23 protein-coding genes are annotated in these 25691 nt (G+C 37.3%); 6 read left to right on the top strand and 17 right to left on the bottom strand.

From position 1 onward, the window contains the following. Positions 1-59 precede the first annotated feature (59 nt). Positions 60-521: an Lrp/AsnC family transcriptional regulator gene (locus tag CHSO_RS13780; RefSeq protein ID WP_045496937.1), complete on the top strand. Its 462-nt coding sequence runs from the start codon at positions 60-62 to the stop codon at positions 519-521. Between the two features lie 220 nt (positions 522-741). Here the strand turns inward: CHSO_RS13780 and CHSO_RS25965 are convergent, their stop codons facing one another. Then, positions 742-1026, bottom strand: a complete 285-nt coding sequence (locus CHSO_RS25965) for a bacteriocin-like protein (protein WP_052480601.1) — start codon at positions 1024-1026, stop codon at positions 742-744. A gap of 436 nt (positions 1027-1462) precedes the next feature. Here CHSO_RS25965 and CHSO_RS13770 point away from each other — a divergent pair, with 436 nt between their 5' ends. Continuing rightward, entirely contained in the window at positions 1463-2254 is a 792-nt protein-coding gene (locus CHSO_RS13770; RefSeq protein WP_045496934.1) for an XRE family transcriptional regulator, read from the top strand. Positions 2255-2361: 107 nt separating this feature from the next. Here the strand turns inward: CHSO_RS13770 and CHSO_RS13765 are convergent, their stop codons facing one another. From CHSO_RS13765 to CHSO_RS13755, 3 genes are all read right to left on the bottom strand, one after another. Further along, the gene (locus CHSO_RS13765) at positions 2362-3756 is read right to left on the bottom strand and encodes an alkaline phosphatase (RefSeq protein ID WP_045496931.1); all 1395 of its coding nucleotides are present in this window, start codon (positions 3754-3756) and stop codon (positions 2362-2364) included. Between the two features lie 77 nt (positions 3757-3833). Continuing rightward, positions 3834-5033 (bottom strand): GTP-binding protein, encoded by a 1200-nt coding sequence (locus CHSO_RS13760; RefSeq protein ID WP_045496928.1) that lies wholly within the window; start codon positions 5031-5033, stop codon positions 3834-3836. A gap of 6 nt (positions 5034-5039) precedes the next feature. Beyond that, a complete protein-coding gene (locus tag CHSO_RS13755; RefSeq protein WP_045496925.1) occupies positions 5040-5378 on the bottom strand; it encodes a MerC domain-containing protein in 339 nt (112 codons plus the stop codon). An 89-nt stretch (positions 5379-5467) separates the two neighbouring features. On the opposite strand from CHSO_RS13755, the gene CHSO_RS13750 reads away from it, so the two are divergent. Then, positions 5468-5860 carry a Fur family transcriptional regulator gene (locus CHSO_RS13750; protein ID WP_045496922.1) on the top strand — a complete coding sequence of 131 codons (393 nt, stop codon included), beginning with the start codon at positions 5468-5470 and terminating at the stop codon, positions 5858-5860. A gap of 19 nt (positions 5861-5879) precedes the next feature. Here CHSO_RS13750 and CHSO_RS13745 read toward each other — a convergent pair whose 3' ends face one another. Beyond that, positions 5880-6755: a helix-turn-helix domain-containing protein gene (locus CHSO_RS13745; RefSeq protein ID WP_045496919.1), complete on the bottom strand. Its 876-nt coding sequence runs from the start codon at positions 6753-6755 to the stop codon at positions 5880-5882. A gap of 146 nt (positions 6756-6901) precedes the next feature. Between CHSO_RS13745 and CHSO_RS13740 the strand changes: the two genes are divergently transcribed. Next, entirely contained in the window at positions 6902-8170 is a 1269-nt protein-coding gene (locus CHSO_RS13740; protein ID WP_045496916.1) for a M24 family metallopeptidase, read from the top strand. Between the two features lie 51 nt (positions 8171-8221). Here the strand turns inward: CHSO_RS13740 and CHSO_RS13735 are convergent, their stop codons facing one another. Then, positions 8222-8704, bottom strand: coding sequence for a hypothetical protein (locus CHSO_RS13735; protein WP_045496906.1), 483 nt, complete (start codon positions 8702-8704; stop codon positions 8222-8224). Positions 8705-8907: 203 nt separating this feature from the next. Between CHSO_RS13735 and CHSO_RS13730 the strand changes: the two genes are divergently transcribed. Next, a complete protein-coding gene (locus CHSO_RS13730; RefSeq protein WP_052480600.1) occupies positions 8908-9996 on the top strand; it encodes an alpha/beta hydrolase in 1089 nt (362 codons plus the stop codon). A gap of 8 nt (positions 9997-10004) precedes the next feature. Here the strand turns inward: CHSO_RS13730 and CHSO_RS13725 are convergent, their stop codons facing one another. Beyond that, entirely contained in the window at positions 10005-10508 is a 504-nt protein-coding gene (locus CHSO_RS13725) for a GNAT family N-acetyltransferase (protein WP_045496903.1), read from the bottom strand. Between the two features lie 152 nt (positions 10509-10660). Between CHSO_RS13725 and CHSO_RS13720 the strand changes: the two genes are divergently transcribed. After that, positions 10661-11158 carry a hypothetical protein gene (locus CHSO_RS13720; RefSeq protein WP_045496901.1) on the top strand — a complete coding sequence of 166 codons (498 nt, stop codon included), beginning with the start codon at positions 10661-10663 and terminating at the stop codon, positions 11156-11158. Between the two features lie 937 nt (positions 11159-12095). On the opposite strand, the gene CHSO_RS13715 is transcribed toward CHSO_RS13720, so the two are convergent. The 10 genes from CHSO_RS13715 to cysD all read right to left on the bottom strand — a co-directional run bounded on the left by CHSO_RS13715 (position 12096) and on the right by cysD (position 25681). Then, complete coding sequence (locus CHSO_RS13715; protein ID WP_045496899.1) at positions 12096-12323, bottom strand: hypothetical protein; 228 nt, start codon at positions 12321-12323, stop codon at positions 12096-12098. 283 nt (positions 12324-12606) lie between these two features. Further along, a complete protein-coding gene (locus CHSO_RS13710) occupies positions 12607-14124 on the bottom strand; it encodes a TSUP family transporter (protein WP_045496896.1) in 1518 nt (505 codons plus the stop codon). 5 nt (positions 14125-14129) lie between these two features. Then, on the bottom strand, positions 14130-17003 hold the full coding sequence (locus tag CHSO_RS13705) for a TonB-dependent receptor (protein WP_045496894.1): 2874 nt from the start codon (positions 17001-17003) through the stop codon (positions 14130-14132). Between the two features lie 391 nt (positions 17004-17394). Further along, complete coding sequence (gene cysI, locus CHSO_RS13695) at positions 17395-19068, bottom strand: assimilatory sulfite reductase (NADPH) hemoprotein subunit (RefSeq protein ID WP_045496888.1); 1674 nt, start codon at positions 19066-19068, stop codon at positions 17395-17397. 31 nt (positions 19069-19099) lie between these two features. After that, positions 19100-20809 (bottom strand): sulfite reductase flavoprotein subunit alpha, encoded by a 1710-nt coding sequence (locus tag CHSO_RS13690; RefSeq protein ID WP_045496886.1) that lies wholly within the window; start codon positions 20807-20809, stop codon positions 19100-19102. Continuing rightward, positions 20799-21644 carry a uroporphyrinogen-III C-methyltransferase gene (cobA, locus tag CHSO_RS13685; protein WP_045496884.1) on the bottom strand — a complete coding sequence of 282 codons (846 nt, stop codon included), beginning with the start codon at positions 21642-21644 and terminating at the stop codon, positions 20799-20801. Before cobA ends, CHSO_RS13690 begins: the two co-directional genes overlap by 11 nt. Positions 21645-21669: 25 nt before the next feature. Further along, positions 21670-22581, bottom strand: a complete 912-nt coding sequence (gene cysK / locus CHSO_RS13680; RefSeq protein WP_045496880.1) for a cysteine synthase A — start codon at positions 22579-22581, stop codon at positions 21670-21672. Positions 22582-22610: 29 nt separating this feature from the next. Beyond that, positions 22611-23441 (bottom strand): serine O-acetyltransferase EpsC, encoded by an 831-nt coding sequence (gene epsC, locus CHSO_RS13675; RefSeq protein WP_045496877.1) that lies wholly within the window; start codon positions 23439-23441, stop codon positions 22611-22613. 5 nt (positions 23442-23446) lie between these two features. Continuing rightward, on the bottom strand, positions 23447-24685 hold the full coding sequence (locus CHSO_RS13670; RefSeq protein WP_045502568.1) for a sulfate adenylyltransferase subunit 1: 1239 nt from the start codon (positions 24683-24685) through the stop codon (positions 23447-23449). Positions 24686-24772: 87 nt separating this feature from the next. Next, positions 24773-25681, bottom strand: a complete 909-nt coding sequence (cysD, locus tag CHSO_RS13665; RefSeq protein ID WP_045496875.1) for a sulfate adenylyltransferase subunit CysD — start codon at positions 25679-25681, stop codon at positions 24773-24775. Positions 25682-25691: the final 10 nt, after the last annotated feature.

Raw genomic sequence — 25691 nt, 5'->3', positions numbered from 1 at the left:
TTAACAGGATATAATTCTGTAAATTTGAATGATTTTAAACCTTAAAAGAATAATATTCTGTGGAACAACTTGATGATAAGGATATAAAACTGCTGAAACTGCTTCAGAATAATGCAAAACTGACGGTTAAAGAGCTTGCAAAGGAGATTAATCTGTCCCCTTCTCCTGTTTTTGAACGGGTAAAAAGGCTTGAACAGGAAGGTTTTGTGAAGAGATATGCTGCCGTTTTGGATGCTGAAAAGCTTAACCGTGGATTTACGGTATTTTGTCAGATCAAATTAAAGATTCATGATCGTTCGGTAGGCTATGATTTTGTAAAAGAAATTCTGGAAATTCCAGAAGTGGCGGAATGCTACAACATTTCCGGAGATTTTGATTTTCTCTTAAAGGTTCAGGTTCGGGATATGAAGCATTACCAGGACTTTGTTTTCAATAAACTGGGTTCTGTAGATTCTATAGGAAGTACACACAGTACATTTGTAATGGCTGAAGTTAAGAATAATCACGGCCTTACTTTATAGAGCGAATGTAGCTATGAACGTGTAACCAATAAATAGTGTTCCGAATCTGAATCTTGTCCATTTTTAGTAGATTTTTCATTCCACTTTGTTTCATTCCATTTAGAATGACAATGACAAGAACTCTACAAGGTATTTGCTTAAACTGCAAAAGGATATGTCCAAAAAAACAAAACCGCTCTTTTCAGAGCGGTATATTTTTAACTTTTAATGGAGCTGCTGATTAGCAAGTAGAACCACACTCTAATAATTTGATGTGGATTACACCATTAACTACACATTGTGTTTGGCATAAAGCGTTTCCAACAACGGTACCTACACCGCCGATAACACCACCTACTGTAGAGCCTACACCGCCGACAACACCACCAACGATAGTACCTACTCCTCCGATAACGCCACCAACAACGCCACCTAGACCACCTAATAACCCTCCGATAGGATCAAGTAATCCTTCTCCTGAAATAGATTTTAGCTCGTTTCTGTCTAGTTTTTTGAAATTTTTCATGATTAAAATTTTATATGATTAATACATCACAAATATATGATAAATAATAATAAATCAATATTATTTTGAATAAAATAATTAAACAATTTTATTATTTAATATTTCGTTAATATAAATATATAATGGTGCAGATATCATTTTCGTTTGTATCTATTTGATTTACTAAATTTTAAAAAACATATTTCATATTTTAAATGTTAGAGTTAATATTTTTAATGTAAATGAACTTTTTTATGATTAATATTTAAAAAATGTTAAAATGAGGTTTGGGAGGGTAAAAACAAAGGGTAAAACAGGACAAAATAGATGCTTTTTCAACCCATTTTGTTGGCTTTAGTTAATAAATGATAAAATTCACCAAATTTTATGGTAAAAGCTGTTCCTATTATTGATAACAGTAAGCAAAATTTGTATTTTTGTGGACATACTTCTATCAATGTCAATTTTTTCAAATAATATACGCTCTCTGAGAGCCAAGAGAAAGCTTTCTCAACAAAATGTAGCTGATGACCTTACGATTTCCCGAGTAAGATATTCTAAATACGAAAACGGGATTTCGGAACCTCCTATTGAGCTTCTTGTGAGAATATCCAAGTATTTTCATGTCAGTATAGACCTGTTATTGTCTGTTGATCTTCAGAAATATTCAACTGAGGATATGCTTAAACTTCCGGATAACAGAATTGTTCTTCCTGTAGCTGTAGATGATCTTGGAAATGATACCATAGAAATTATTCCTCAGAAGGCTTCTATGGGATACCTGGAGGGATACAGCGATGTGGGCTATATTGAAAGTCTTCAGCGTATTGCTCTACCCTTTTTAAATAATGGAAAATACAGAGCATTTCCGGCAGATGGAGATTCGATGCCGCCATTTAGAAACGGTTCGTACATTGTAGGAAAATATGTTGAGGGAATTGATGAGCTAAAAGCTGGAAAAACCTATGTTTTCATTACACAGAACGATGGGATTACCTATAAACGCTTTAAAGAGAATAAAGGAAATGCGATTTGCGTAAGCGCCGATAACTCTTTCTATGAACCCTACGATATTCCGTTTGAAGATATTGTAGAAATATGGCAATATGCCTCAGGAATTTTCCCGGAAGATTTTGAACCAGGAGATTATGAAAGTTATAATTTCAAAGAAATGTTCAGAGAATTGAGACAGGATATCAAAGAATTAGATAAAAAGGTTTCTACACGTCGTAGAAAGTCTTCACAATAAACGATTAATAATTTTCAGAAAAAGCAAACAGGCTCTTCAAATCATTTTGGAGAGCCTGTTTTAAAACCAGCTAAAAATATAAAGTATGATATGAAAATACTTTCAGTTTATATAGGACATGCTTCCAGCATTAGGTAATGCAGGTCCGTATTTTTGATATAAGGCTTTAAGAGCTGACTCCCCGGTCCGTATGCTGTTGCTTCTACATAATCTCCCGAATGGTCCATACTGATCCAACCTACAGAATTCCGATTTTTCTGGATTTCAGAATAAAGTTTGAACGGTAATTTCTTATAATTGTAAAGTCCTTCTTCTTTTTCGAGTCCATTGTAAAAACTCTGTAGGTGCTTGGCTTCATCATCCTTCAGAATAAGTTTGTGGGCTTCATATATCCAATCTTTAATATCCTTGGCAGAATGATCTTTATGAATTTTATTCAGGACATATTCATTGGTATAGTGATAGTTTGAAATACTATTAAAGTTTTTGGTGGCATCAGTCCCATAAATGATTCCGGGATTGGCATTTCCATGATCTGTTGTGATGATTACTAAAGTATTTCCGTCTTTTTCAGCAAAATCTATTACTGTTTTCACGGCTTCATCAAATGCCAGCTGATCGTGAATCAATGCCGCTATATCATTGGCATGAGCTGCCCAGTCTACTTTTCCGCCTTCTATCTGAAGAACAAAACCTTCCGGATGATCCTTCATCTGATCAATAGCCGCATCCGCCATCTCTACTAAAGTAGGTGTGTTTTGGAGTTCTTTAAGATTTGCCCTGTCAATGCTGTATGGTAAAGCTCCTGTGTTGAAGATTCCCAAAATCTTGTTTCCTTTTTGAATGGTTTTTAGATCCGTACGATTCTTCATAATTTGATAGTTCTTTTTTTTGTAAACAGAATAAAGGTCTTTTTTATCTTCTCTTTTTAAAGGATTAAAAAATTCATCTCCGCCACCCATCAGAATATCTATTCCCAGTTCTGCATACATTTCAGCAATTTGAGGTTCTGCATTTCTTTTGGTAGAATTAACACAAAAACCCGCAGGCGTGGCATGAGTAACGGTAACACTGGTAACACAACCAATTTTTTTTCCTGCTTTTTTATATTTCTGCCATATTGGAATATGGTTTTCTCCATTAGCACCGATATTTAACACTCCATTTTGTACTCTTATCCCGCCTCCGAAAGCTGAACTGGCAGCTGCGGAATCTGTTACGATTGAGCTTGCAGAAGCTGTATCCATTAATGCACGTGAAACTTTCTTCTCATGATATAAGTTGAGCCAATGGCTTTCCTTTCCCAACATGTTTCTGGAATAAAGATCTGCCATTGAAAGGGTTCCAAGGCTCATTCCATCGCTCACCATGAATATGATGTTTTTTGCTTTTCCGGCTCCCGGAGATGTAACACTTTTTGTAGAACTCCAGAGTTCAGTGGGCGATAGTGATAATAATCCTGAAAGCAGTACTGAACCTTTTAGAAATTTTCTTCTATCCATATATTGTATAAATAATGCACTAATTTATTTCATCTTTTCATTTAACGACACTTAGTTGCGTTAATAAATGGTTGATTTTAAATATGTTGAGGGAAAGGATCTTTAAATTCTGCTTTTTGATCAAATAATTCTTTTTCTTGACCACTGATAAGACAGGCGGTAAGATCTTGTAAAATTTGTTCTTTGTCCAGATCTTGTCCAATGAAAACCAGTTCATTGATTCTGTCACCCCAATTTTTATCCCATCTGCTTTCGATAAAATCCTGATTTTCTATGAAAGAAGCATATTGCGCTCTATGGCTCATAGGCATACTACTCCACCAGACTCCTGCTTTCTCCAGACGAAATGAACTTCCTGCCTGAGAAAAGTTCAAAGCATCATCAGGCCTTGAAGCCAGCCAGAAAAGCCCTTTGGCTCTTAATATACCTTCAGGATAATGATTAAGGTATTCCCAAAGTCTGTTGGGATGAAATGGTCTTTGATCTCTGAATACTAAAGAGCCTATTCCATATTCTTCTGTTTCAGGAGTATGATGATCAGTCTGCAGTTCTTTTTGCCAGCCTGCAGAAGCCTGTGCTCTATCAAAATCAAATAACCTTGTATTTAGAATATTTTGTGGATCAATTTGACCAAATTCTGATTCCAGAATGGTGGCCTCCGGATTTAATTTTTTTAGTGCAGATTTCAAAAATCCGAGAGTTTCCTGATCAATTAAATCTGTTTTGTTCAAAATAATAACATTGGCAAATTCAATCTGATCGGTAAGAAGGTTAACAATAGTACGGTAATCTTCATCAATATCAGTGAGCTTACGGTCCATCAATCGTTCATTAGAAGCAAAATCTTTCATGAAGTTAAAACCATCCACAACGGTTACCATAGTATCTACATAGCTGAAGCGGGAAAGATCTATTCCACTTTCTTCATCAATATAAGTAAAGGTTTGTGCTACGGGAATGGGTTCGCTGATTCCTGTACTTTCGATTAAAAGATAGTCGAAGCGGTTTTCAGAAGCTAAACGTTCTACTTCAACCATAAGGTCTTCTCTTAATGTACAACATATACATCCATTGCTCATCTCAACCAGCTTTTCTTCTGTTCTTGAAAGGGTATTTTGGTTTTCAACAAGCCTTGCATCAATATTAACTTCACTCATATCATTGACAATAACAGCTACTTTTAAACCTTGTTTATTATGTAGAATATGGTTTAATAGAGTTGTTTTTCCGGCTCCTAAAAAGCCACTGAGTACTGTTACCGGGAGTTTCTTTGTCATTTTTTCTTAATGTTTGTGATTCTTAAAATTGATAAGATGTGCTGTGATAAGTCCTGCTGCTCCTACATAAATCAAAGGAAGATGCACCTCGAATATAAAATCTGCTGCTACGGAAACAGCAATAAGACCAATTGATACCCAAAATAAAGACTTCAGTTTGCGATTGGTTATCTGTTTTGTTAGCCTATAGACTATCAATGCTCCAATAGCAAGAAAGCCCAGATCAATATAAGCATTATGAGATATTCCAATGGGAATAACAAGCAGTAAAGGAAAGACAATGCAGTGAATCAGGCATAAAGCTGCTGTTGAGATTCCTACGGCATCAAGAATTTTAGACTTCATAAAAGTTCAGGATTTAAATTTCTTATTGTAACTTTGTTGCAAATGTAAATATAAAATCTCAAATAACGCAACTTTGTTGCATTAAAATAATGAAACAAGTCAGAAATACTCACGCTAAAACCGAAATTTTAAACCTTATCAACGGCTCCGAGGTTGCTTTAAGCCATTCTGATATTCAGAAGCAATTAGGTGAACTATGCAATAGAGTGACTATATACAGAGTTTTAGAAAGGCTTGAAAATGAGGGCGCTGTCCATAGAATCATCAATATGGATGGTGTGGTCAACTTTGCAAAATGCAGTGGTAAGTGCAGCCATGAACAGCATTTTCATAATCATGTTCATTTTAACTGCAAAAAATGTCATTCTGTAACGTGTATTGAGAATGCTATCCCGGAAATAAGTTTACCGGATGATTTTATTGCTGAGGAATATAACTTTATCATCAGTGGAGTGTGTCCGAAATGTACGGTGAAAGAATAAATAACTTCCGGCACATATTTTAATTTCCTCTGTATGCAGAAGGGGTCATGTTGGTGTACCTTTTAAAAAACCGACAAAACAGTGATGATTCAGCGAAATTTAGTACATCAGTAATTTCCATTACTGACAGATTGGTTGTTTTCAATAAAGATTTGGCCTGTGCTACAACCGCTTCATTGATCCAAACCAGGATAGACTTTCCTGTTTGTTTACGTATTATTGTAGTTAGGTATTTACTGGTTAAATGCATTTTCTGGGCATAAAAAGAAACACTTCTTTCTTCTTTATGATGATGGTATAATAAATCAAAAAAAACAGCTGTTAATTCTGTTGCTCTTGTATGCTTTTGCCCCTGTTCATCATTAGTTTTATATACATCTTTTATTTCTGCCAAAAGAGCTAACAAGAGGAATTGAAGTATATCTGCCTTACTTCTGCTTTCTTCTCTATAATAATGCATAGAAATATTCGTATGATGCTGTTTAAAGATCTCAAAACTTTCATCATTTAACCGGACACATGGTATTTGCCTTATTTCGTGAAAAAACATATAGTTATTCGAAAAAGAATCTCTGGAAACAAAATCAGGATCGAAAAAAATAGTATCTATATGCAGATCATCCGATATCTCTATCGGTTCCATCATAGAACCGGGAAGTATAACCATCAGAGTATAGGGTTCCAATAATCTTTTCTGAAAATTTATTTTCAGTTCTGCTCTTCCTTTTATACAGATTGCACAAATAAAACCATTAACAGTATGCGGATAATTTGTTAATCCATTTCGTACAGAATCTTCTGCTCTGTTTACTACAATTCCTTCTACATTCTGCAACCCTATTTTCTCAGACACATAAGGGATACCGTAACTTTCAACATCCATCATTCTTTCCATAACGTAAATTAAATTTAAGGTAAAGAAGATATTTATTTCCCAATAAAACAAACGTATTGCACATTTATTCTTCTTTTGGGATAATATAATTCGATCACTGATCCACTTACTTTGCATCAGCTTTAATAATTAATAAAGATTGAGTTATGAAAACAAAAATGGAAATACCCTTGCCTTTATCATTGAAAGAGCGTGATCGTCGTTGGGATATTGCACGCATCATTATGAGAAAAAATGAACTGGACACTCTTATTATTTACGGAGACAGAGAATCTGCGGCACCTGCCCCGTTTTGTATTGATCATTATTTTACCAATGACAGACTTGGGTCTGTTGTGATATTTCACAAAGAAGAAAAGCCAATTGTTGTAACTTTTGCTTCTATGATGGTGGCCGATCATATGCAGGCTTCCCTTCGTGGAGACCAGCAATGGATTGAGCCTGAACAAATCTATGTGGGTAAAAATGGGGTCAATATTGGAAATATCCTTAAAGAAAAGGGACTTTCAAATACACCCAAGATAGGAATAATCGGTTTGGAACCTTATCCACCCTTCTATTTTGATGGAGCGCTCCCTCATCGTACATGGAAAGGGATCATGGAAGCCTTTCCAAATGCTGAAATAAAACCTGTTTACATGGATTTTTTCAAACTGACTGCTCCCAAAAGTGATGAAGAATTGGCTTTAATCAAACATGCTGCCCACATTGGGGAAGCAATGAGTGAAGCCATGCGGATTACTGTTAAACCAGGAGTAAGTGAAGCTGAAATAGCAGCAGCTATTACCTCGGCCTGTATTTCAATGGGAGGATTTACGGCTGAAATATTAATGGGTTCAGGACCTGAATATATCGGGTGGGGGCCGCCTGCCTGGCAATATCGGTCACAGCCTCCTCGAATTATTAAAGAAGGAGATATTGTTTTGTCTGAGATCTTTGCATTGTATGGGATGTATGAAACTCAGCATCAGGCAGCGGTGGCAGTTGGAAATATACATCCAAATCTTGAACGTGCAGCTCTAGTCTCCCGTGCGTGTTATGAAGCAGGAGTTGATGTTTTGAAATCGGGGAAAACTTTTGGAGAAGTTGTTGATATCATGGAAAAACCACTTTTAGAAGCTGGCGGATGGCATGTGCATCCTTTGATACACAGTATAAACCCTTATGGTCCGATTGGATTTGGAACGGCTCCGGGGATAGAAATATTACCACAAGCCGCCCGATACGGAAATGTGGGTAGATTACCCAATCCTGGAAGAGATTTGATACTAGAAGAAGGAATGTGCTTTGCCTTTGAACCCAATTGTGCTTTTGGAAATCATCTTGCCAATATTGGCGGAACTGTAATTGTTGGTAGAGATAGAGGAATTGAACTCAATACAAACTCAACCCACTTGATGAGGGCAGAATATTAATATAGGAAAAAGTTTTAAAAAAAATAATCCTTCCCACAGGAAGGATTATTTCTATAAAGGAGAGATATACACTTCTATTTTAGTTCCGTCATAATTGAAAGTTCCATCGGAATTGATCTTTCCGAGAACCCATTTCATGTCTACCGGAACAGACCATGCAGAACCTAATGAAAACCCATTAACTGATCTGATCTCATTTCCATTTCCTGTTGTAATAGCTGAATGAAACCATGTTTTATCAATAGGTCTGTAGAAACCAATGGCTTTTCCTTTGGGAATTGGAGAATATCCATCCCATTTTTTTCCTCCCGGATAGTTGAACGTTTCTAACCATTTTTGGCCTGCTGAACCAGCCAATTGATCCGGGCTGATGTGGGCTCCTCTCATGTACAAAGCATAAGCAACCACATCGTGGCATACTCCGTTACTGTACTTTGAAATATTTTCTGCTCCTGAAAGAACGGCATGAGCTACAGGTGCCCTTTCAGATAAAGATAGCTGAGCCTTCCTGGCTCCTTCTGGTGTTACTGACATATTAATACTGTTTGTTTGGTTAGCGTAAAGATAGTCATTTTAAAATTAATTGAAAATGAATGAATTATAAGAGAAACAGAAAATAAGAACCGGTGGTTTTCAATATCTCATTTTTGTAACTTTTTATGCATGTATTTGACATATTGTGTATTGAATTTCAGTGCAATTGAGTCATAAACTATTTAAAAATAAAAAACACCATCATGAAACATACCATTATATCAATTATTGCTTTATTATTTTCATTAGTAGTATTTGGGCAGAATAAGAAGCCAGATAATGAATATAGTGAAGCCCGGGAAATAATCAAGGATCTGGACTCCATTGTAACTCCAAATGGAATTCAGGAAAGATATAAAGCCACTATCGGAGGTGCTAAACAATGGGTATATGTTCGTGGACAGAATAAAGAAAACCCTGTGATTTTATTTGTACATGGTGGTCCTGCCTCTCCTATTGCTCCGGTGATGTGGATGTTTCAAAGGCCCATCGAAGAATATTTTACAGTAGTGAACTACGATCAGAGAGCGTCCGGTAAAACATATAATGCCAATGATACGCTCAGTCTGAAGAATACCATTACTATCAATCAATATGTAGATGATGCGATAGAGCTTGCTGAATTGATTAAAGAAAAGTATAAAAAGAAAAAGGTCCTTCTCATAGGGCACAGTTGGGGAACCATTATTTCCATGAAAGCTGCTTTGAAAAGACCGGACCTGTTCTATGCTTATGTTGGAATCGGACAGATTATTAATACCAGAGATAATGAACGGTTAAGTGTTGATTTCGCTGTAAAAGAAGCTACCCGACTGAAAAACAATACTGCTTTAAAGGAATTAGCTTCAATAGCTCCTTATCCCGGAAATACTCCGATTACCCGGCAGAGAATCATAATTGCACGGAAATGGCCTCAGTATTATGGTGGCTTGACTGCCTATAGAAATAATTCCAGATATTTCTTTCAGGCTCCCCTTTTATCACCGGAATATTCCTATGATGATGCAGAAGCTATTGGAAAAGGAAGTTTATTTACCCTGTCAAAGGTACTTCCTGAGTTTCTTGATACAGATTTTAAGAACGTTAAAACTTTTCCGATTCCGGTTTTCATGTTTATGGGAAGGCACGATTATACTACTCCATCAGAGCCTACGGCGCAGTGGCTTAAGAATGTAAAAGCTCCTTTTAAAAAGGGAATATGGTTTGAAAACTCAGCCCATCTTATTCCTTTTGAAGAACCGGGAAAAATGCTGGTTACTTTATTGAATGATATTCAGCCTGTCTGTAAATAATAGAATCTTTACACTTCCAGTTGGAACAACCCCATCGTAGCATTATGATAATGATTCGGACGGCCTTCTGTATCAGTCATTTTCTTGTCTCCAAGATAGGTAAATCCACATTTTATATAATAATCTGTTAGCCTCTGATTTCCAGCGGTAGTATCCATTCTTACGTATAATTTGTTGTGTTGAGGAGCAAATTGTTTTGCCCATTCTACGATTTGCTCAACAAATTTCTGTCCACGGAAATTAGGATTGGTAGCGATTCTGTGAATGTATATTGAAGGATCTTCATTTTTTTCTTCCCAAACCTGATGATCTTCAAAGGTAATGCTCCATACACAAGCTACCTGCTCATCTACTGTAATTTTAAAATGACGGTTTTCGATGATTTCAGTTTCGATCATATGTCGATCAAATTCCGGCCATTGTACACCAGATACGGTTTTCTTAAAATCGGAAGCCATTTTATATAAGCCAAGGACCGCCTCCATATCCTGCAAAGAAGTATTCGCTATCATTATTCCTGTTATGGGACGAAGATACGGAAAATGCATCGGAATATTTCTTATTGTTATTCAGAATGGGTATAAATACCGTTTGATTGCTTAGGTTGCATTGGGAAACGAAAATAAAAATACTATTTTTATCGGCTAAAAAGAAAAGACCAAGTATGCCGACTGATGCTTCTCATAAGCTGATTCCGATGACTACCTTCGTGCTTGAATATTATGCCCATGAAGGATATGCCGATCTTCAAACCCTGAGTTTGATGAACAATTATGCTAATTTTTTAAAACAATCCCTTACTTTGGGAATGTTTGTTCCTGTGGATCCTAATGGAAATGTATTAAAGGAGCCTAAAAACTACGCTTCATGGAAATCATTGGAGCATAATAATGGAGAAAGAACGGATATGACTGGTTTTGAAGAATATGGTGAGTATCAGAAAGCAGAACAGAAATGTATGTTTGAAGGTTTTAAAGTAGATTATAACGGATATTCAAAAGTAAGAATCGTTGCTGCCTACGATACCTCTATAGAATTATCTTTCAATAAAAATGATTTGATCCCTACAGGTTTTAATGATGTAGAATCATTGACTGTTTTTGATGATATCTTTTTAACTTCTAATGCGTTACAATTGATTGGGATAAAGGATAGAAAATAAACCATCTGTTATTTTATAGAATACAATTGATTTTTTAATCATGCTCAATTTCCATTTTGTCACTCTATAGGAGTCTCAATGTCGTAAACCTAAAGATTTTTTAAACGCAAAGTTTATTTGTTGTTACGTTGAATTTTAAGTGAGCAAAGGGTACATCGATTTTCAATCGATTTGATGAAGCGTGTTGATACCATTAGCTTAGTCAATGGCTTTGCTGTAACCTTTGCCTCCTAGAATCATAAGCATAGAAAATAAAACCTTTGCGTTACATTCAAATTATTATCATGATCTTTTATAAAATGCAAAGTTGATGTTAAATAGTTTTTTACTTAATACTTTTGTCTTGAAACAAAAGTATTCAAAAGTTCAAGACTGGAATCATCCACTAAAAATTTCAATGTACTCCTAAAATTCCCAAACTCGCATGGATCCCTCGGTTCTGCTTCAATTCAAAATTGTAGCCATGCTCAGACAGTGGGAATTTTTTAACGGATTCCATTTAAATTTTCTTAACGTTCCTGATTCCTAGGTCAATTAAAAGGTTTATTAATTTCTATTCTTCGTTTAATTACCTCATTGTAAAGCATTTTAATGGGTATTGGTTTATAGCTTCAATGGAGTAGCTACTATGATCTTGTGGAACCTCTACTTTTGTCACTTCGTAGGAGTCTCAATATCGTAACCCTAAAGATTTTTAAAACGCAAAGTTTATTTGTTGTTACGTTGAATTTTAAGTGAGCAAAGGGTACATCGATTTTCAATCGATTTGATGAAGCGTGCTGCTACCATGAGCTTAGTCAACGGCTTTGCCATAACCTTTGCTTCCTAGAATCATAACTTATAAAATAAAAAACCAGAGCAAAAATAAATTTGCTCTGGCTTAATTAGTTATTTTTATCCTTTAATTTGTATCGGTATTTCAGGACTAGTCATCATCTTATCTCACACATTCTCCGGAACGACACTGATATCCTGATGGACACATCCCATTAATACAAGGTCCTGCAATATCCGGATAACACTTTTCATCAGCCCTGCAATGGGAATTTGGCGGACATAAACTGATAAGGTTTCCGATGCAGACTCCTACAGGGAGAGGTAAATTAATCTCAATGCCTATTGCTCCGGCAATGTTTTTTAATGTTTTTCTGTTTAATTTTTTCATGGTTTTCGTTTTAAAAAGTCATTGTTTTAATAAGGATCATACTTGTTACTCAATGTATGAACAGATCAAAGGTAACTATCCTTTTATGAGGAGCATACAGTAGTTTTACTTAATTTACAGATCGTTATTAAAAATATGGGAGCTATATACAATTTTACACTAATTCTGCAGTCTTATTATTGTGACTCTGTCATTCTGACGAAGGAAGAATCTAAACATATGAGATTCTTCCTTCGTCAGAATGACAATAGTGTAAAATGGTATATAACCATCAAAAATATTATCACAGAAATGTTTTGATAATGGTTACCAGGCTCATCAGAATAACAACTATTCCTACCACAACAAACATTTTCTTTGTAGGGAGTTTGGAAGTAAGCATGGCAGAAAACGGAGCGGTAAAAACGCCACCTAACAGAAGCCCCAAAACAATATTCCAATGGTGAATCCCAATAGTGAAGATAAAAGTGATGGCACTTGTTACTGTCAGTAAAAATTTAGCAACAGTTGAACTTCCCACTACATAACGGGGAATTCTTCCTTCTTTAATTAATGTTCCGGTTACTAATGGCCCCCAGCCACCTCCGGCAAAAGAATCGATAAAACCGCCAACGAGTCCTAATACTCTCAGATTGGTTCTTTTTTTGGTTTTGATACGGTTTCGATTCTTATCCTTAAAGGCATTTCTGAGAATATTTGATCCTAAATATAAGGTGTAGAAGGCAATGATCGGCTTTACGATATGGGCATAATGTTCGCCATAATGAGATAGGGTTAATGCTCCAATGATAGAGCCCACGATGGCTAACGGAAACAGTACCCAAACCATTTTTTTATTGACATTTCCCAGTTTGTAGTGGCTAAATCCTCCGGCAGCAGTCGTAAAAGATTCTGCAGAATGAATACTTGCACTTACAACAGGTGGCGGAACGTTTAGTAATAGTAATATCGTGGTACAGATAACGCCATATCCCATACCCATAGATCCGGCGACAATTTCAGCCATAAATCCGGCAAACAACATCCAGTAAAAAATATGTCCATCTTTGCTGAGAAAAGTCTGAATGTCATCAGAAAGATCAAACTGATAAACCACCAGTCCAAATATTCCAAAAAGAAGCATAACTCCTATGATCGCAAGATAAATATTAGCTTTTCTCTGTGCTATTTTAGTAATACTGATGAGCTTTTCTATCTCCAGATCATTTTTTGCAGGAACTATTTTTCCATCAGACAGATATTGTGTGGTGATCTTGTTGAGTTCCGTTACTTTATGATTAAAGTCTCCCTTTAATTGATTGCGTATACTTTGCATATTATCCAATACAAGATCCATTTCATCCGGAATGGTTTCTGTGAAGGTTTCTCTAAGTCTTTTAGCAATGGTTGGAGATTTTCCATTGGTAGAAATGGCAATTTTAAGGCTTCCTTTTTTAACAATGGAACCTAGGTAAAAATCACATAAATCAGGCTTGTCTGCAATATTGACCAACACATTTTGTTTGTGAGCACCTTCACGGATTTGTGTAGCCAGTTCAATATCATTCACAGCGATAATCGCCACATCGGTATCATTAAAATCATCATCATGATAAGCTCTTTCGTATACTGTGAGATTGATAAACTGCTGCTGTAAGGCTCTAACCTCAGGAATGATTTCCTTCGCAACCAATCTTATGGAAGTTTCAGGAGAATTGCCCAATACTGATTCCAGTTTTTCAAGGGCAATTTTTCCGCCCCCAATGATGAGTAACGATAATGTTTCAAGTTTTAAAAATACGGGATATAAGGAATTGCTCATCTTGATTACAGTTTTAAGTCATACGTAAAAGCGAGATAATATAAACCGCCAATTTCAGGACCTGCAGCATATTGGAAATAACGTCTGTTCAGGAGATTGGTTGCTCCAATTTTTACATTGGCGTGAATTTCAGGAATCTTCCAGCTAGCCTGTGCATCTATCGTATAGTAAGCAGGAATTTTTCCTGAAGCTAAAGGGCTTTCCCAGTCAAAACCATTCTGCCATCTCGCCACAACCGTAAATCCAATATTCTTGATAATCTCCCTGTTTCCTACACTTACATTCACCATCCATTTAGGCGTATTGAATGCCGTAATAAACAGATCCGAAGTAGTATTGGAAGCCAGATCGTTATAAGATACATTGGCATTGACATTGTAATTTTTAATCACATTGTAGCGGATCCCAAAGGAAGTTCCATAGCTTTTATAAGTACCGTTGCTATTGGTATAAACCCTGTATCGGTCTTGTTTGCTTCTGTCCAGCATGGCAAGAACGGCTGTATTACTTCCAACCTGACTGTTTTTAGGAACCGCTACTTCTACTTGTCCCAGGAATCCTTCATAAATGTTGTAGTAAAAATCCCAGTCCAGCGCCAGTTTATTATTAAAGAAGACCGATTTATAGCCTATTTCAAATGAATTGATTTTTTCCGGCTGTAGCTTTTGCAGGTTGGCAACGGCTAATAACTGTTTATTGTCCTGGGCAGCCTGACTTTGGCTTTTTCCACTGTCTACATCAGCATTTACTGCAGCAGTAAACCGGTCAATGGAAGCTAAGGTATAGGAATTTTCCAGATAGCCTAATCCGTCATTTACTTTTGTCAATCCGCCTACTCTTCTTACATTTCCGTTATTGACGAAAGAAAGGGCTTCAAATAAGGATGGAAAACGGTACCCGTTTTGAAAAGATGCTCTGAAATTGTGCTGTTTAACAGGAGAATACACTATACTAATTCTCGGATTAAGTTTGGCTTCAAATTCAGGATTTCTGTCGATACGGAGCGCTGCATTAATTTTTAATTTTTCATTAAAAAAAAGCTTGGTAATCTGTGCGAAGGCTCCGTATTTCTGATAAATAACATCTTTACCGAAGGTTCCGTCGGATAAAGGAATATTTCTTTCAGTAACAGGTCTGTTGAAGTCTACAAAATTGTTTCCATCAGGGGTTATGCTGTACAAACGGTAATCTATTCCGGCCAAAAGATTAAAAATCTTTACAAACCTGGTGAAATCATAGGTAAGTTCACCCTGATAAAATCTGGATTTCTGTTCTAGTTTCGCACCTCCTGTTGCGGGAGCTCCGGCGACTCCGCCATTGGCTGAATCCCAGTTGTTGATTCCAATGATGGTATTTTTTAATTGCTCAAAGGCCGCAGTTCCGGGTACTGCTCTATTTTTATCAGCTTCACGACGGGCAATAATAAGAGCTTCATTCAGGTTGATTCCTGCATTAAGATTATTTTGAAGAGCCGTTTGAAAGATGCTTTTCCAATTATTGTTAGAAAGATTGGTCAGATCAAGATTATCAGCCAAAGGCTTCAGATTATAGGAATCTCCGGTATTTTCTATGGAAACATACGCTCTGAAAGTAAGTTCTTTGCCGGTAAGTTCTACCTTATGGTTTTGAACCGTAGCATTTTGTAAACGGATTTTATTTCCTCTTTGAAAAGTTCCGTCCAGTAATCCGTAACGATACACGTAAGAAGCTTTCCACTGGTCTCCAAAACGATAGTATAATCCGGCATCAAATTTTATATTCTTAACCTCCGGGCTTACCAGGTCTTTTTCCAGATATCCTGTTCTGGATACATTGAAGGTCGTAGGTTTTCCGTTATAATCTACTTTTACCGCTACCCTGTTGTTTCTTTCATCCCCATATTTATTCCAAAGGTCTTCTGTCGGATTATTGGCTAAAGAAAAATTTGGATTGGCGGTAATCAGTGAATTAGGGTTCTGATCGGTCTGATTATTTGAAATCCAGTCTGTTCCGGTAAAATACGAGGCATTGACTTTAACGGCAAAGTTTTTATGGAATACTTTGGCGAATCTGATGGCACTTTCCCCCAGAGAACTTATTTTATGATTGTAGTTATCTACATGATTCACTCCGCCACGAAAATAGATACTTACTCCCTCAGAAGTAAACGGATCTTTGGTCTGGAGACTTGCCAGTCCATTGATGGCATTCATTCCGTATAAAGCGGAAGCGGCTCCCGGAGTGACTTCCATAGACTGAATATCCAGTTCTGTAGGTCCAATTGCATTTCCCAGTGGAACGCCTAAAGTTGCTGACTGCACATCTACTCCATCTACCAACTGCATAAATCTGAAGTTGTTAGGAGAATTGAAGCCTCTGGAATTTGGAATTTTTAACGTAAGACTGGATGTTAAAAGTTGCAGACCTTTTACATTTTCCAGCGTTTCATAAAAAGATGCTGCGGGACTTTCCCTGATCGTTTTAATATCAATTTTTTCAATAGCGATCGGAGATTTAAGGATTTTTTCCGGAATACGGGATGCGGAAATAACGACATCATCAATAATGGTATTCTGGGGATTCAACCCGATGGTAAGTTTATTGGAAAGCGAAAGAATCTCTACGGTTTGACTGGAAAATCCATCTTTATTGATAATCAGCCTAAAAGGAATGGTTACCCTTGTTCTTATTTTGAAGTTCCCGAGCTGATTTGTTGACGCTGTGTCCTGAGTGTTTTCAACCTGAACTTTTACAGCATCAAGTCCCTTCTGGGTTCCTGTATTTTTGATGATTCCGCTTAACTCGATAAGCTGCTGTGCTTCTGCCAGATTGCAGAATAAAAATGTAAATAATATAACTCCTGTTTTAGGCAGGAAATATCCCTGTCTTTTGTTTTTCATTGTTCTTCTATTTTAGGTGAGTAAGAATAGAGCTGTTTGGAACTGATGTGTTTTGGAAACTTTTATTTTTTTAACCACAAAAGACACAAAAGCTATTATTTTAAACACTTTAGTTCACTTAAGAAAGTTTAAAATGCTGTGGTATAAAAGTTCACATAAGATGAAAATCTATGATTTTCATAAAGCTAAAGTGTACTTCATCCGTGAAAAGCTTTTTACTCAAAAAACTTAAGTGTTAAAGCTTGTGCTACTTTTGTGGTTTAAATAGAATTCAAACAGCGTGTATGTTGTCCGTATTGAAAATCAACAGCACATACACATTCGTTCACCTGGAAGAAATGGTTGATGTTTTTTTAGTTTTTTCTGGTCATAAAAAAGGCTAGTCATATTTTCAGTTTAAGGTTTGTAAGTAACGGTATGAAAAATCACCAAATGTTTCTTCTGTATGCTTTTCCTGTACATAGATTCCGAAAAGTTCATCCAGAGTGGTCAGAATTTCTTCTTCACCAATATTTTCTCTGTATTTTGTATTTAATCGCATTCCCAATCGGTCTCCGCCGATGTGGAGATTATATTTCCCGTAAGCTGTTCCTACAAATCCGATTTCAGCATTGGGAGATCTTCCGCATCCGTTAGGACATCCGGTCATTCTGATGGTAATATCGTCTTCTAAAAGACCATACTTTTCAAGAATAGGTTCTATTTTGGTCACTAAAGAAGGTAAATAACGTTGTGCTTCTGCTAAAGCCAATGAACAGGTATTCAAGGCAACACAGGCCACAGAGTTTTTACGTAAAGCACTTGCTTTTTCAGTAGCATCTGAAATTCCGTATTCCTTTAAAAGATTTTCTATAGTTGCTTTATCTTCTTCATTAATATCAGCAACAATCAGGTTCTGGTTACAGGTAAATCTGAAATTGACATTAGCCGTTTGAGCAATCTTTAACAATCCGGATTTTAAAGGATAGCCTTCAATATCAAGCACTCTTCCGTGTTCTACGAAAACAGTATAAAACCATTTTCCTTCATGGTTCTGCGTCCATCCGTAACGGTCTTTTCTCTGTTCAAACTTAAATGCTCTGGCAGGTTCAAAACTGAATCCTGTTCTTTGCTCTACTTCGGTTCTATATTGATCGATGCCCAGTTTATCGATGGTATATTTTAATCTTGAAAGCTTTCTATCACTTCTATTCCCGAAATCACGCTGTACTGTAATAATTTCGTACACTGCTTTTAAAGCTTTTTCTTCAGAATCTACGAATCCAAGAACTGATGCTAATCTTGCGTAAGTGGCTTCATTTCCGTGAGTAGCACCTAATCCGCCGCCGGCAGCAATATTGTATCCTACAATCTGATTGTTTTCAATAATGGCAATCAGAGCGATATCGTTAATAAATACATCTACATCATTATTGGGCGGAACGGCAATTCCGATCTTTAGCTTTCTTGGCAGATATCTGTCCTGATATAAAGGATCTTCTTCTGTTTTTCGGTCTATAAGCAACTCATCATCAATCCAGACGTCATAATAAGATTTGGTCTTCGGAAGACACATCTCACTTATTTTACCCGCAAGCTCATACGTTTGTTGATGCAATGGTGATTCTGACGGGTTTGCAGTACACGTTACATTTCTGTTCACATCACCACAAGCCGCAATAGAATCAAGATGATTCAGGTTAAAATTCTGAATGGTTGGTCTTAAATGAGATTTTAAAATACCATGCAGCTGAAGCGTTTGTCGGGTCGTTATTTTAATGGTTCCCGTAGAATGATCATTCGCAATATCATTCACTCCAATCCATTGGTCTGAAGTTAAAAATCCACCGGGAAGCCTTAGTCTTATCATGTAGGAATACAGCCATTCCAGTTTTTTGGAGACACGCTCTTCCCTTCTGTCCCTGTCATCCTGCTGGTACATTCCATGGAACTTGATTAGGGTCTGATCGTCTTCTCTTATGGCTCCTGTAAAATCATCGGCAAGGCTTTCCTTTAAGGTTCCTCTGAGTCCGTTGCTTTGGGTTTTAATTCTTTCTACGGGGGAAAGGTTATCTTTTGGGTTCATTTATTTTTCTTTTAAGGGTACAGGTACTTTTTTAATAGACATCTTTAGCATATCGGCCGTTGAGTTCCATTTCTTCCAGATAATGAATCGCTTCTTCCTGACTGCGTTTTCCATGATGCTGAATAATATGTAACAGTGTATTTTCCACATCACGGCTCATGGGATCTTTGGTTCCGCATACGTAAACAGAGGCTCCGTTTTCAAGCCAGTAAAAAACTTCCTGTGCTTTTTGCTCCAGTTTATGCTGAACATATACTTTTTCTGCTGTATCTCTTGAAAAGGCAAGATCTAAATGAGTTAAGCTTCCTGTTTTAAGAAAATCCTGAAGTTCTGCCTGATAAATGAAGTCTGATACAAAATTTCTGTCTCCGAAGAACAGCCAGTTCTTCCCTTCTGCTCCAACAGCATCACGTTCCCAAAGGAATGATCTGAAAGGGGCAATTCCGGTTCCGGGGCCAATCATGATAATATCTTTATCAGACTCCGGTAATCTGAAATGGCCTGCATTCTGAATATAGAACTCAACTTCTCCGCCTTCACTGAATTCGCTGAGATAACCGCTGCACAGACCGTTGTGTTTCTGGTGGTCAATAAAGAATTCCGATCTGGCAACGGTAATATGAATTTCATTTTCTCCATGGGCTTCCGGAGAAGACGAGATGGAATACAGGCGGGGTGCCTGAGCGGTTAATATCTGAATGACTTCTTCAAATTCTTCTGCGTTTTTCACAGGATAAATTCTGAGCAGATCAAGAAGACTTAAGCGAACTTCCGGAATGGAATGTCCTGTGATCTTTGCATATTGAACCACTACAGTTTTCAGTAAATAGCTAATATTAAGATGCTTTTGCAAAAGTTCTTCTACCGTATCTGTAACTTTTGAGGTTTCGATTCTTTTTCTGGGATCAATTCCCGTTACAGCAATAATTTCATCCACTACAGATTTTGCATTGAAAGGAATAACACCCAACGCTGCACCGGGCTGGTAACTTAAAGCTTCTTCTGTTTCTATTTCAATGTGATAGGTTTCTTTTTCAGAGGTGATATCATTCAGATTAATAATGGCTGATACTTTTCCCAGATATTTTTTTCTTCCTGTTGAAGCCTTTTGAGCAGGTGTATTTTTAACACTATTAACAGCGCTTTTATGAACTGCTTCAAAGATATGTTCTATCCAGTTTTGGGCATCCTGTTCATAATCAATATCACATTTTTTTAATGGAATGATACGTTGTGCTCCCAATAATTCAAATCGGGAATCTACGTCCTCTCCTGTTTTGCAGAACAGAGGATAGCTGCTGTCTCCCAATGCGAGAACCCCGAATTTCAGAGTACTGAGGTTGATTTCATTCTCATAAATATAATCATAGAACTTCTTGGCCAGTACAGGCGGATCTCCTTCTCCCTGAGTGCTGATTACCACGAAGAAAAACTCTTCTTTTGAAAGGTCTTTAGATTTATATTGGGAAAGATCTGTTAATTTAACCTGAATTCCTTTCTTCTTGATGATTCCTGCAAGTGATGTGGCTAATTTTTTACTGTTTCCGGTTTCTGTACCATAAGCCAATGTGATTTTCTTCACCGTGTTTTGTTCCGGCAGAGTAACTTGTAAAGGGGGCTGTACAGCGGTAAGAGGTACTCCTGCTAATCCTGCGAGGTATCCGCTTGCCCAGATGGACTCATCTCTGGAAAAATCGCTGGAGATTTGTTTAAGGATATTTAATTTAGTTTCAGACAGCATATTCGAAGAAATTTTGAGTTTTTGGTACTAAGCTTCCGTTTTCAACCGATTTAAAATAAAGGTCTTCCTGCTCTGCATTTTCCAGCCATGAAAATTCTTCATGGAGGTTGACCACTTTTCCTATCACCACCAATGATGGCGAAGCGAAGGATTTATCACCTAATGTTTTACTGAAATCCTCAAAGGAAGCAGTATATACTTTTTGGTAAGGTGTTGTAGCCTGTTCAATCACGGCAATTTTTTTCTCGCTGGAAATATTCAATCTGTTGAATTTCTCTACAAGATCGGTCAGGTTGCCTTTAGACATATAGAATACAAGGGTATCTTGGGTTGCCGCAAGTTCTTTCCAATAGTCTTCAGAAAGAATTTCAGACTTATAATACGTAAGAAAACGAACAGATGTTGAATATCCTCTGGCTGTTAAAGGCATTCCTGCATAGGCCGCAGCTCCCAAAGCAGCTGTAATTCCAGGGATAATCTCAAATGGAATATGATGTTGCTTCAAGGCTTGTAATTCATCCAGAATATTAGAAAAAATGGAAACATCTCCACCTTTAAGCCTTACCACAGTTTTGTTCTGCAAAGCATGGTCTACCATTAAAGTATTGATAAGTGATTGAGGTGTAGACGCATTTTTGCTGCATTCTTTGCCCACATAGATAACCTCTGTATCTTTATGAACGTAAGTTTCTAAGATCTCGGGACTTACGAGACGATCAGCCAGAACAACATCTGCTTTGGCAATGGCTTTTACGGCTTTTACTGTGATTAAATCAGGGTTGCCAGGCCCTGCACCGATAAGGTAAACCTTAGGTGATTTTATAGTTGTATTCATTGAAATCGGTCTTAGTTAAAGGATTTTAGAAGAGCCCTTCAAGAGAAAGATACCTTTCTCCGGTATCGTAATTGATAGTCAGAATTTTAGCTCCCGCCTGTATTTGCGGTAGATGTTTTGCGATAGCAGCTAAAGCGGCTCCTGTGGAAACTCCAACAAAAAGACCTTCTTTTTTGGCTGCATTAATGGCATATTCATACGCTTCATCCTTACCTACTGTAATCACTCCGTCTAAAAGGGTAATGTCTAATATGGAAGGAATAAACCCGGCTCCTAGGCCTTGCAATGGATGTGGTGCAGGACTTCCGCCGCTTAATACCGGTGAAAGTTCCGGTTCTACCGCAATCACTTTAAGGTTAGGATATTTTTCCTTTAATGCTTTGGCAATCCCTGTGATATGTCCGCCGGTACCCACTCCTGTAATCACATAATCCAGGCCTTCCGGGAAATCTTTTAAAATTTCCTGTGCTGTGGTTTCTACGTGTATTTTTACGTTGGCAGGGTTATCAAACTGTCTCGGAATCCATGAATTGGGAGTTTCTTCTGCTAATTCGTTAGCTTTTTCAATAGCTCCTTTCATGCCTTTTTCTCTTGGCGTAAGCACAAATTCAGCACCATAAGCTTCCATGATTTTACGACGTTCTATACTCATGCTTTCCGGCATTACCAGAATAAGCTTATATCCTTTTACTGCAGCCACTAATGCCAATCCTATTCCTGTGTTTCCACTGGTAGGCTCAATGATGGTGCTGTCTTTATTTAATAATCCTTTAGCTTCCGCATCTTCAATCATAGCTAATGCAATTCTGTCCTTGATGCTTCCGCCCGGGTTGCTTTTTTCCAATTTGATCCAGATTTCGTGATCTGAATTGAATAAGTTATTGATCTTTACAACTGGTGTATTTCCAATGGTTTCTAGTGCATTCTGAAATTTCATATCAATACAATTTTTTGTTTTTTCTGTTTTTATATTACAAAGGTTAATGATTCCGGCAAGGGATTGTTATCCTTTATTCTTATTTCACTTTTATTATAAACCAGAGAATTGGGGGGTACATCCTGTGTAATCCACACATTTCCTCCGATAATGCTATCCCTGCCTATAGTAGTATTTCCACCCAAAATGGTTGCTCCCGAATAAATAATAACGTGGTCCTCAATATTGGGATGCCTTTTCTGGTTGGCTTTTTCTTTGGAGACATTCAATGCACCAAGGGTTACTCCCTGATATATTTTGACATGATCGCCAATGACGCTTGTTTCTCCGATAACAATTCCGGTTCCATGATCGATGAAAAAATATTCTCCGATCACTGCGCCGGGATGAATGTCTATTCCTGTTTTACTGTGTGCATATTCTGAAATAACGCGGGGTAAAACTGGTACTTCCTGATTCCAGAGCTGATGGGAAATCCTGTAAACATAGGTTGCAAAATATCCCGGGTATGCAAGGTATATTTCTTCTAAAGAGGCTGCCGCCGGATCAAATTCAAGAATGGATTGTGCATCCTGAACGAGATGACTGTAGATCTGGGGTAAAGCATCAAAAAAAGCATTTACCTGTATTTCGGTAAGGTCTTCATCTTTTGTTATTGTATTAATCAGGGTGAAAAGATGAGCATGTAGCTTATCAAAATCCTGTTCCAGTTGATCGGCAGTATTGATGGGCTGTGGAAGAAACAATACTTTATACAATTCTGTTACGAAAACCTTTACCCTCGCTCTGTCAAAGAATCCATGGGTTTTATTTTCTTTACTTTGTTGAATTCTTTCAATGAATTGGTTTGAAACTGACATTTTCTTTACTGGATTATGCAGGCTGCCACCGTTGAATTAGATGTTTCATCTACCAAAATGGCAGAACCTGTTTTTTTGTTATTGATAAAACTATCATAAACCAAAGGTTGTGCCGTTCGGAGTCTTACTTTTACCACTTCATTCAGCTTTATGTCGCCTTCAGCTTTTTCCTGAGTAAGGGTATTCACATCAATTTTATAAGCAATCTCTTTTACTACAGCTCTTATCAGTCTGCTGTTTTGTTGGAGTAAATATTTGTTACCCGGTTGCAGTGATTTCTGATCCAGCCAGCACAACAGAACTTCAAGGTCTTTTTCAATGACAGGGAGCTGTTCTTCGGTAGCGAAAATATCGCCTCTGCTGATATCCACATCATCAGTTACATGAATAACGACTGGCTGTCCTTCAAAAGCTTCTTCCTTCTCAATTCCGTTGATCTCTATTTTAGCAATTTCACTGGTAATGCCCGCCGGAAGAATATGAATTTTATCTCCTTTTTGAAACGTACCGCTTAAAACCTGTCCTGCATATCCTCTGTAGTCATGCAGCTCTTCAGTCTGAGGGCGGATTACATACTGAACCTGGAAACGGCTTCCGGTATTTAATTCTTCGTTCAGTGTTACATTTTCCAGATATTCTAAAAGCGAAGGCCCCTGATACCAATCTGTCTGAGAGGATCCGGAAACGATATTGTCTCCTTTCAACGCTGAAATCGGGAAATAGCTTACATCATTTAATCCAAGACTTTCTGCAATTTTAGCATAATCTTCTTTGATGGTTTCAAATACTTCCTGCGAGTAGTTCACCATATCCATTTTATTGATGGCTACGGCTACTTTCTTCAGTTTTAATAATGAAGCTATGATGGAATGTCTTCTGGTTTGTTCAATCACTCCTTGTCTGGCATCAATCAGAATGACCATCAGATCAGAGTTGGACGCTCCTGTAATCATGTTTCTGGTATACTGTACATGGCCGGGAGCATCAGCAATGATGAATTTTCTCTTAGAGGTTGAAAAATACCTGTACGCAACATCTATAGTAATCCCCTGTTCTCTTTCTGCACGTAATCCGTCTGTCAGAAGAGCAAGGTCTACGCCGTCATCATTTTTGTTTTTAGAATGTTTCTCCAGTACTTCTAACTGGTCCTGTAAAATACTTTTACTATCGTATAGCAGTCTTCCGATAAGGGTACTTTTACCGTCATCTACGCTTCCTGCTGTTATAAATCTTAATATATCCATCTGTTTGTAATTATAAATGATAAGTGATTGTTGATAATTGATTGAAAAACTTTGAATAATCATTTATCAATTATCTTTTATCAATGATTAAAAATAGCCTCCTTTTTTACGGTCTTCCATAGCGGCTTCCGTCACACGGTCATCAATTCTGGTTTCTCCGCGTTCGGAAATTCTGGTGGCTACAATTTCTTCAATCACGGCATCTATGGTGATGGCTTTAGATTCTACTGCCGCGGTACAGGTCATATCTCCTACCGTTCTGTATCTTATCTTTTTTACGGTGATTACATCATCAGTTTCTAATGTGGCGTGATGAGAATTGGCAATCCATTGTCCGTTAAGGTCTACTACTTCCCGGTCATGCGAAAAGTAAATGGAAGGAAGTTCAATTTTTTCTCTGCGGATATAGTTCCAGATATCCAGTTCTGTCCAGTTGCTGATGGGGAATACCCTTACATTTTCTCCTTTATGGATTTTTCCGTTGAAAATACTCCATAATTCAGGGCGTTGAAGTTTAGGATCCCACTGTCCGAATTCATCACGAACCGAGAAGATCCTTTCCTTAGCACGAGCCTTTTCTTCATCTCTGCGGGCTCCTCCGATACAGGCATCAAATTCAAATTCTTCAATGGTATCCAGTAAAGTGAAGGTTTGTAACCAGTTTCTGCTTGGGAACTTTCCTTTAGGTTCCGTTAAACCTTTCTTTTGGATGGTATCTTCTACTTTACGAACGACCAAATCAACTTCTAATTGATCGGTAAGCTGATCCCGAAAATTCAATACCTCCGGAAAATTATGTCCTGTATCCACATGAACAAACTTAAAAGGTATTTTTCCGTAACGGAATGCTTTTGAGGCTAAATGAGCCAGTACAATACTGTCCTTTCCACCGCTGAACAGAAGTGCCGGACGTTCAAACTGTCCTGCGACTTCCCTTAAAATGTAAATAGATTCAGCTTCCAACTGATCCAGATAATCTAAATGATATGTTGACATGTTTTTCTTT

Source organism: Chryseobacterium sp. StRB126 (genome assembly GCF_000829375.1).
Taxonomy (GTDB): domain Bacteria; phylum Bacteroidota; class Bacteroidia; order Flavobacteriales; family Weeksellaceae; genus Chryseobacterium.
Note: the sequence above shows the minus strand (reverse complement) of the source record. Positions and strands in the feature narration are given on the sequence as shown.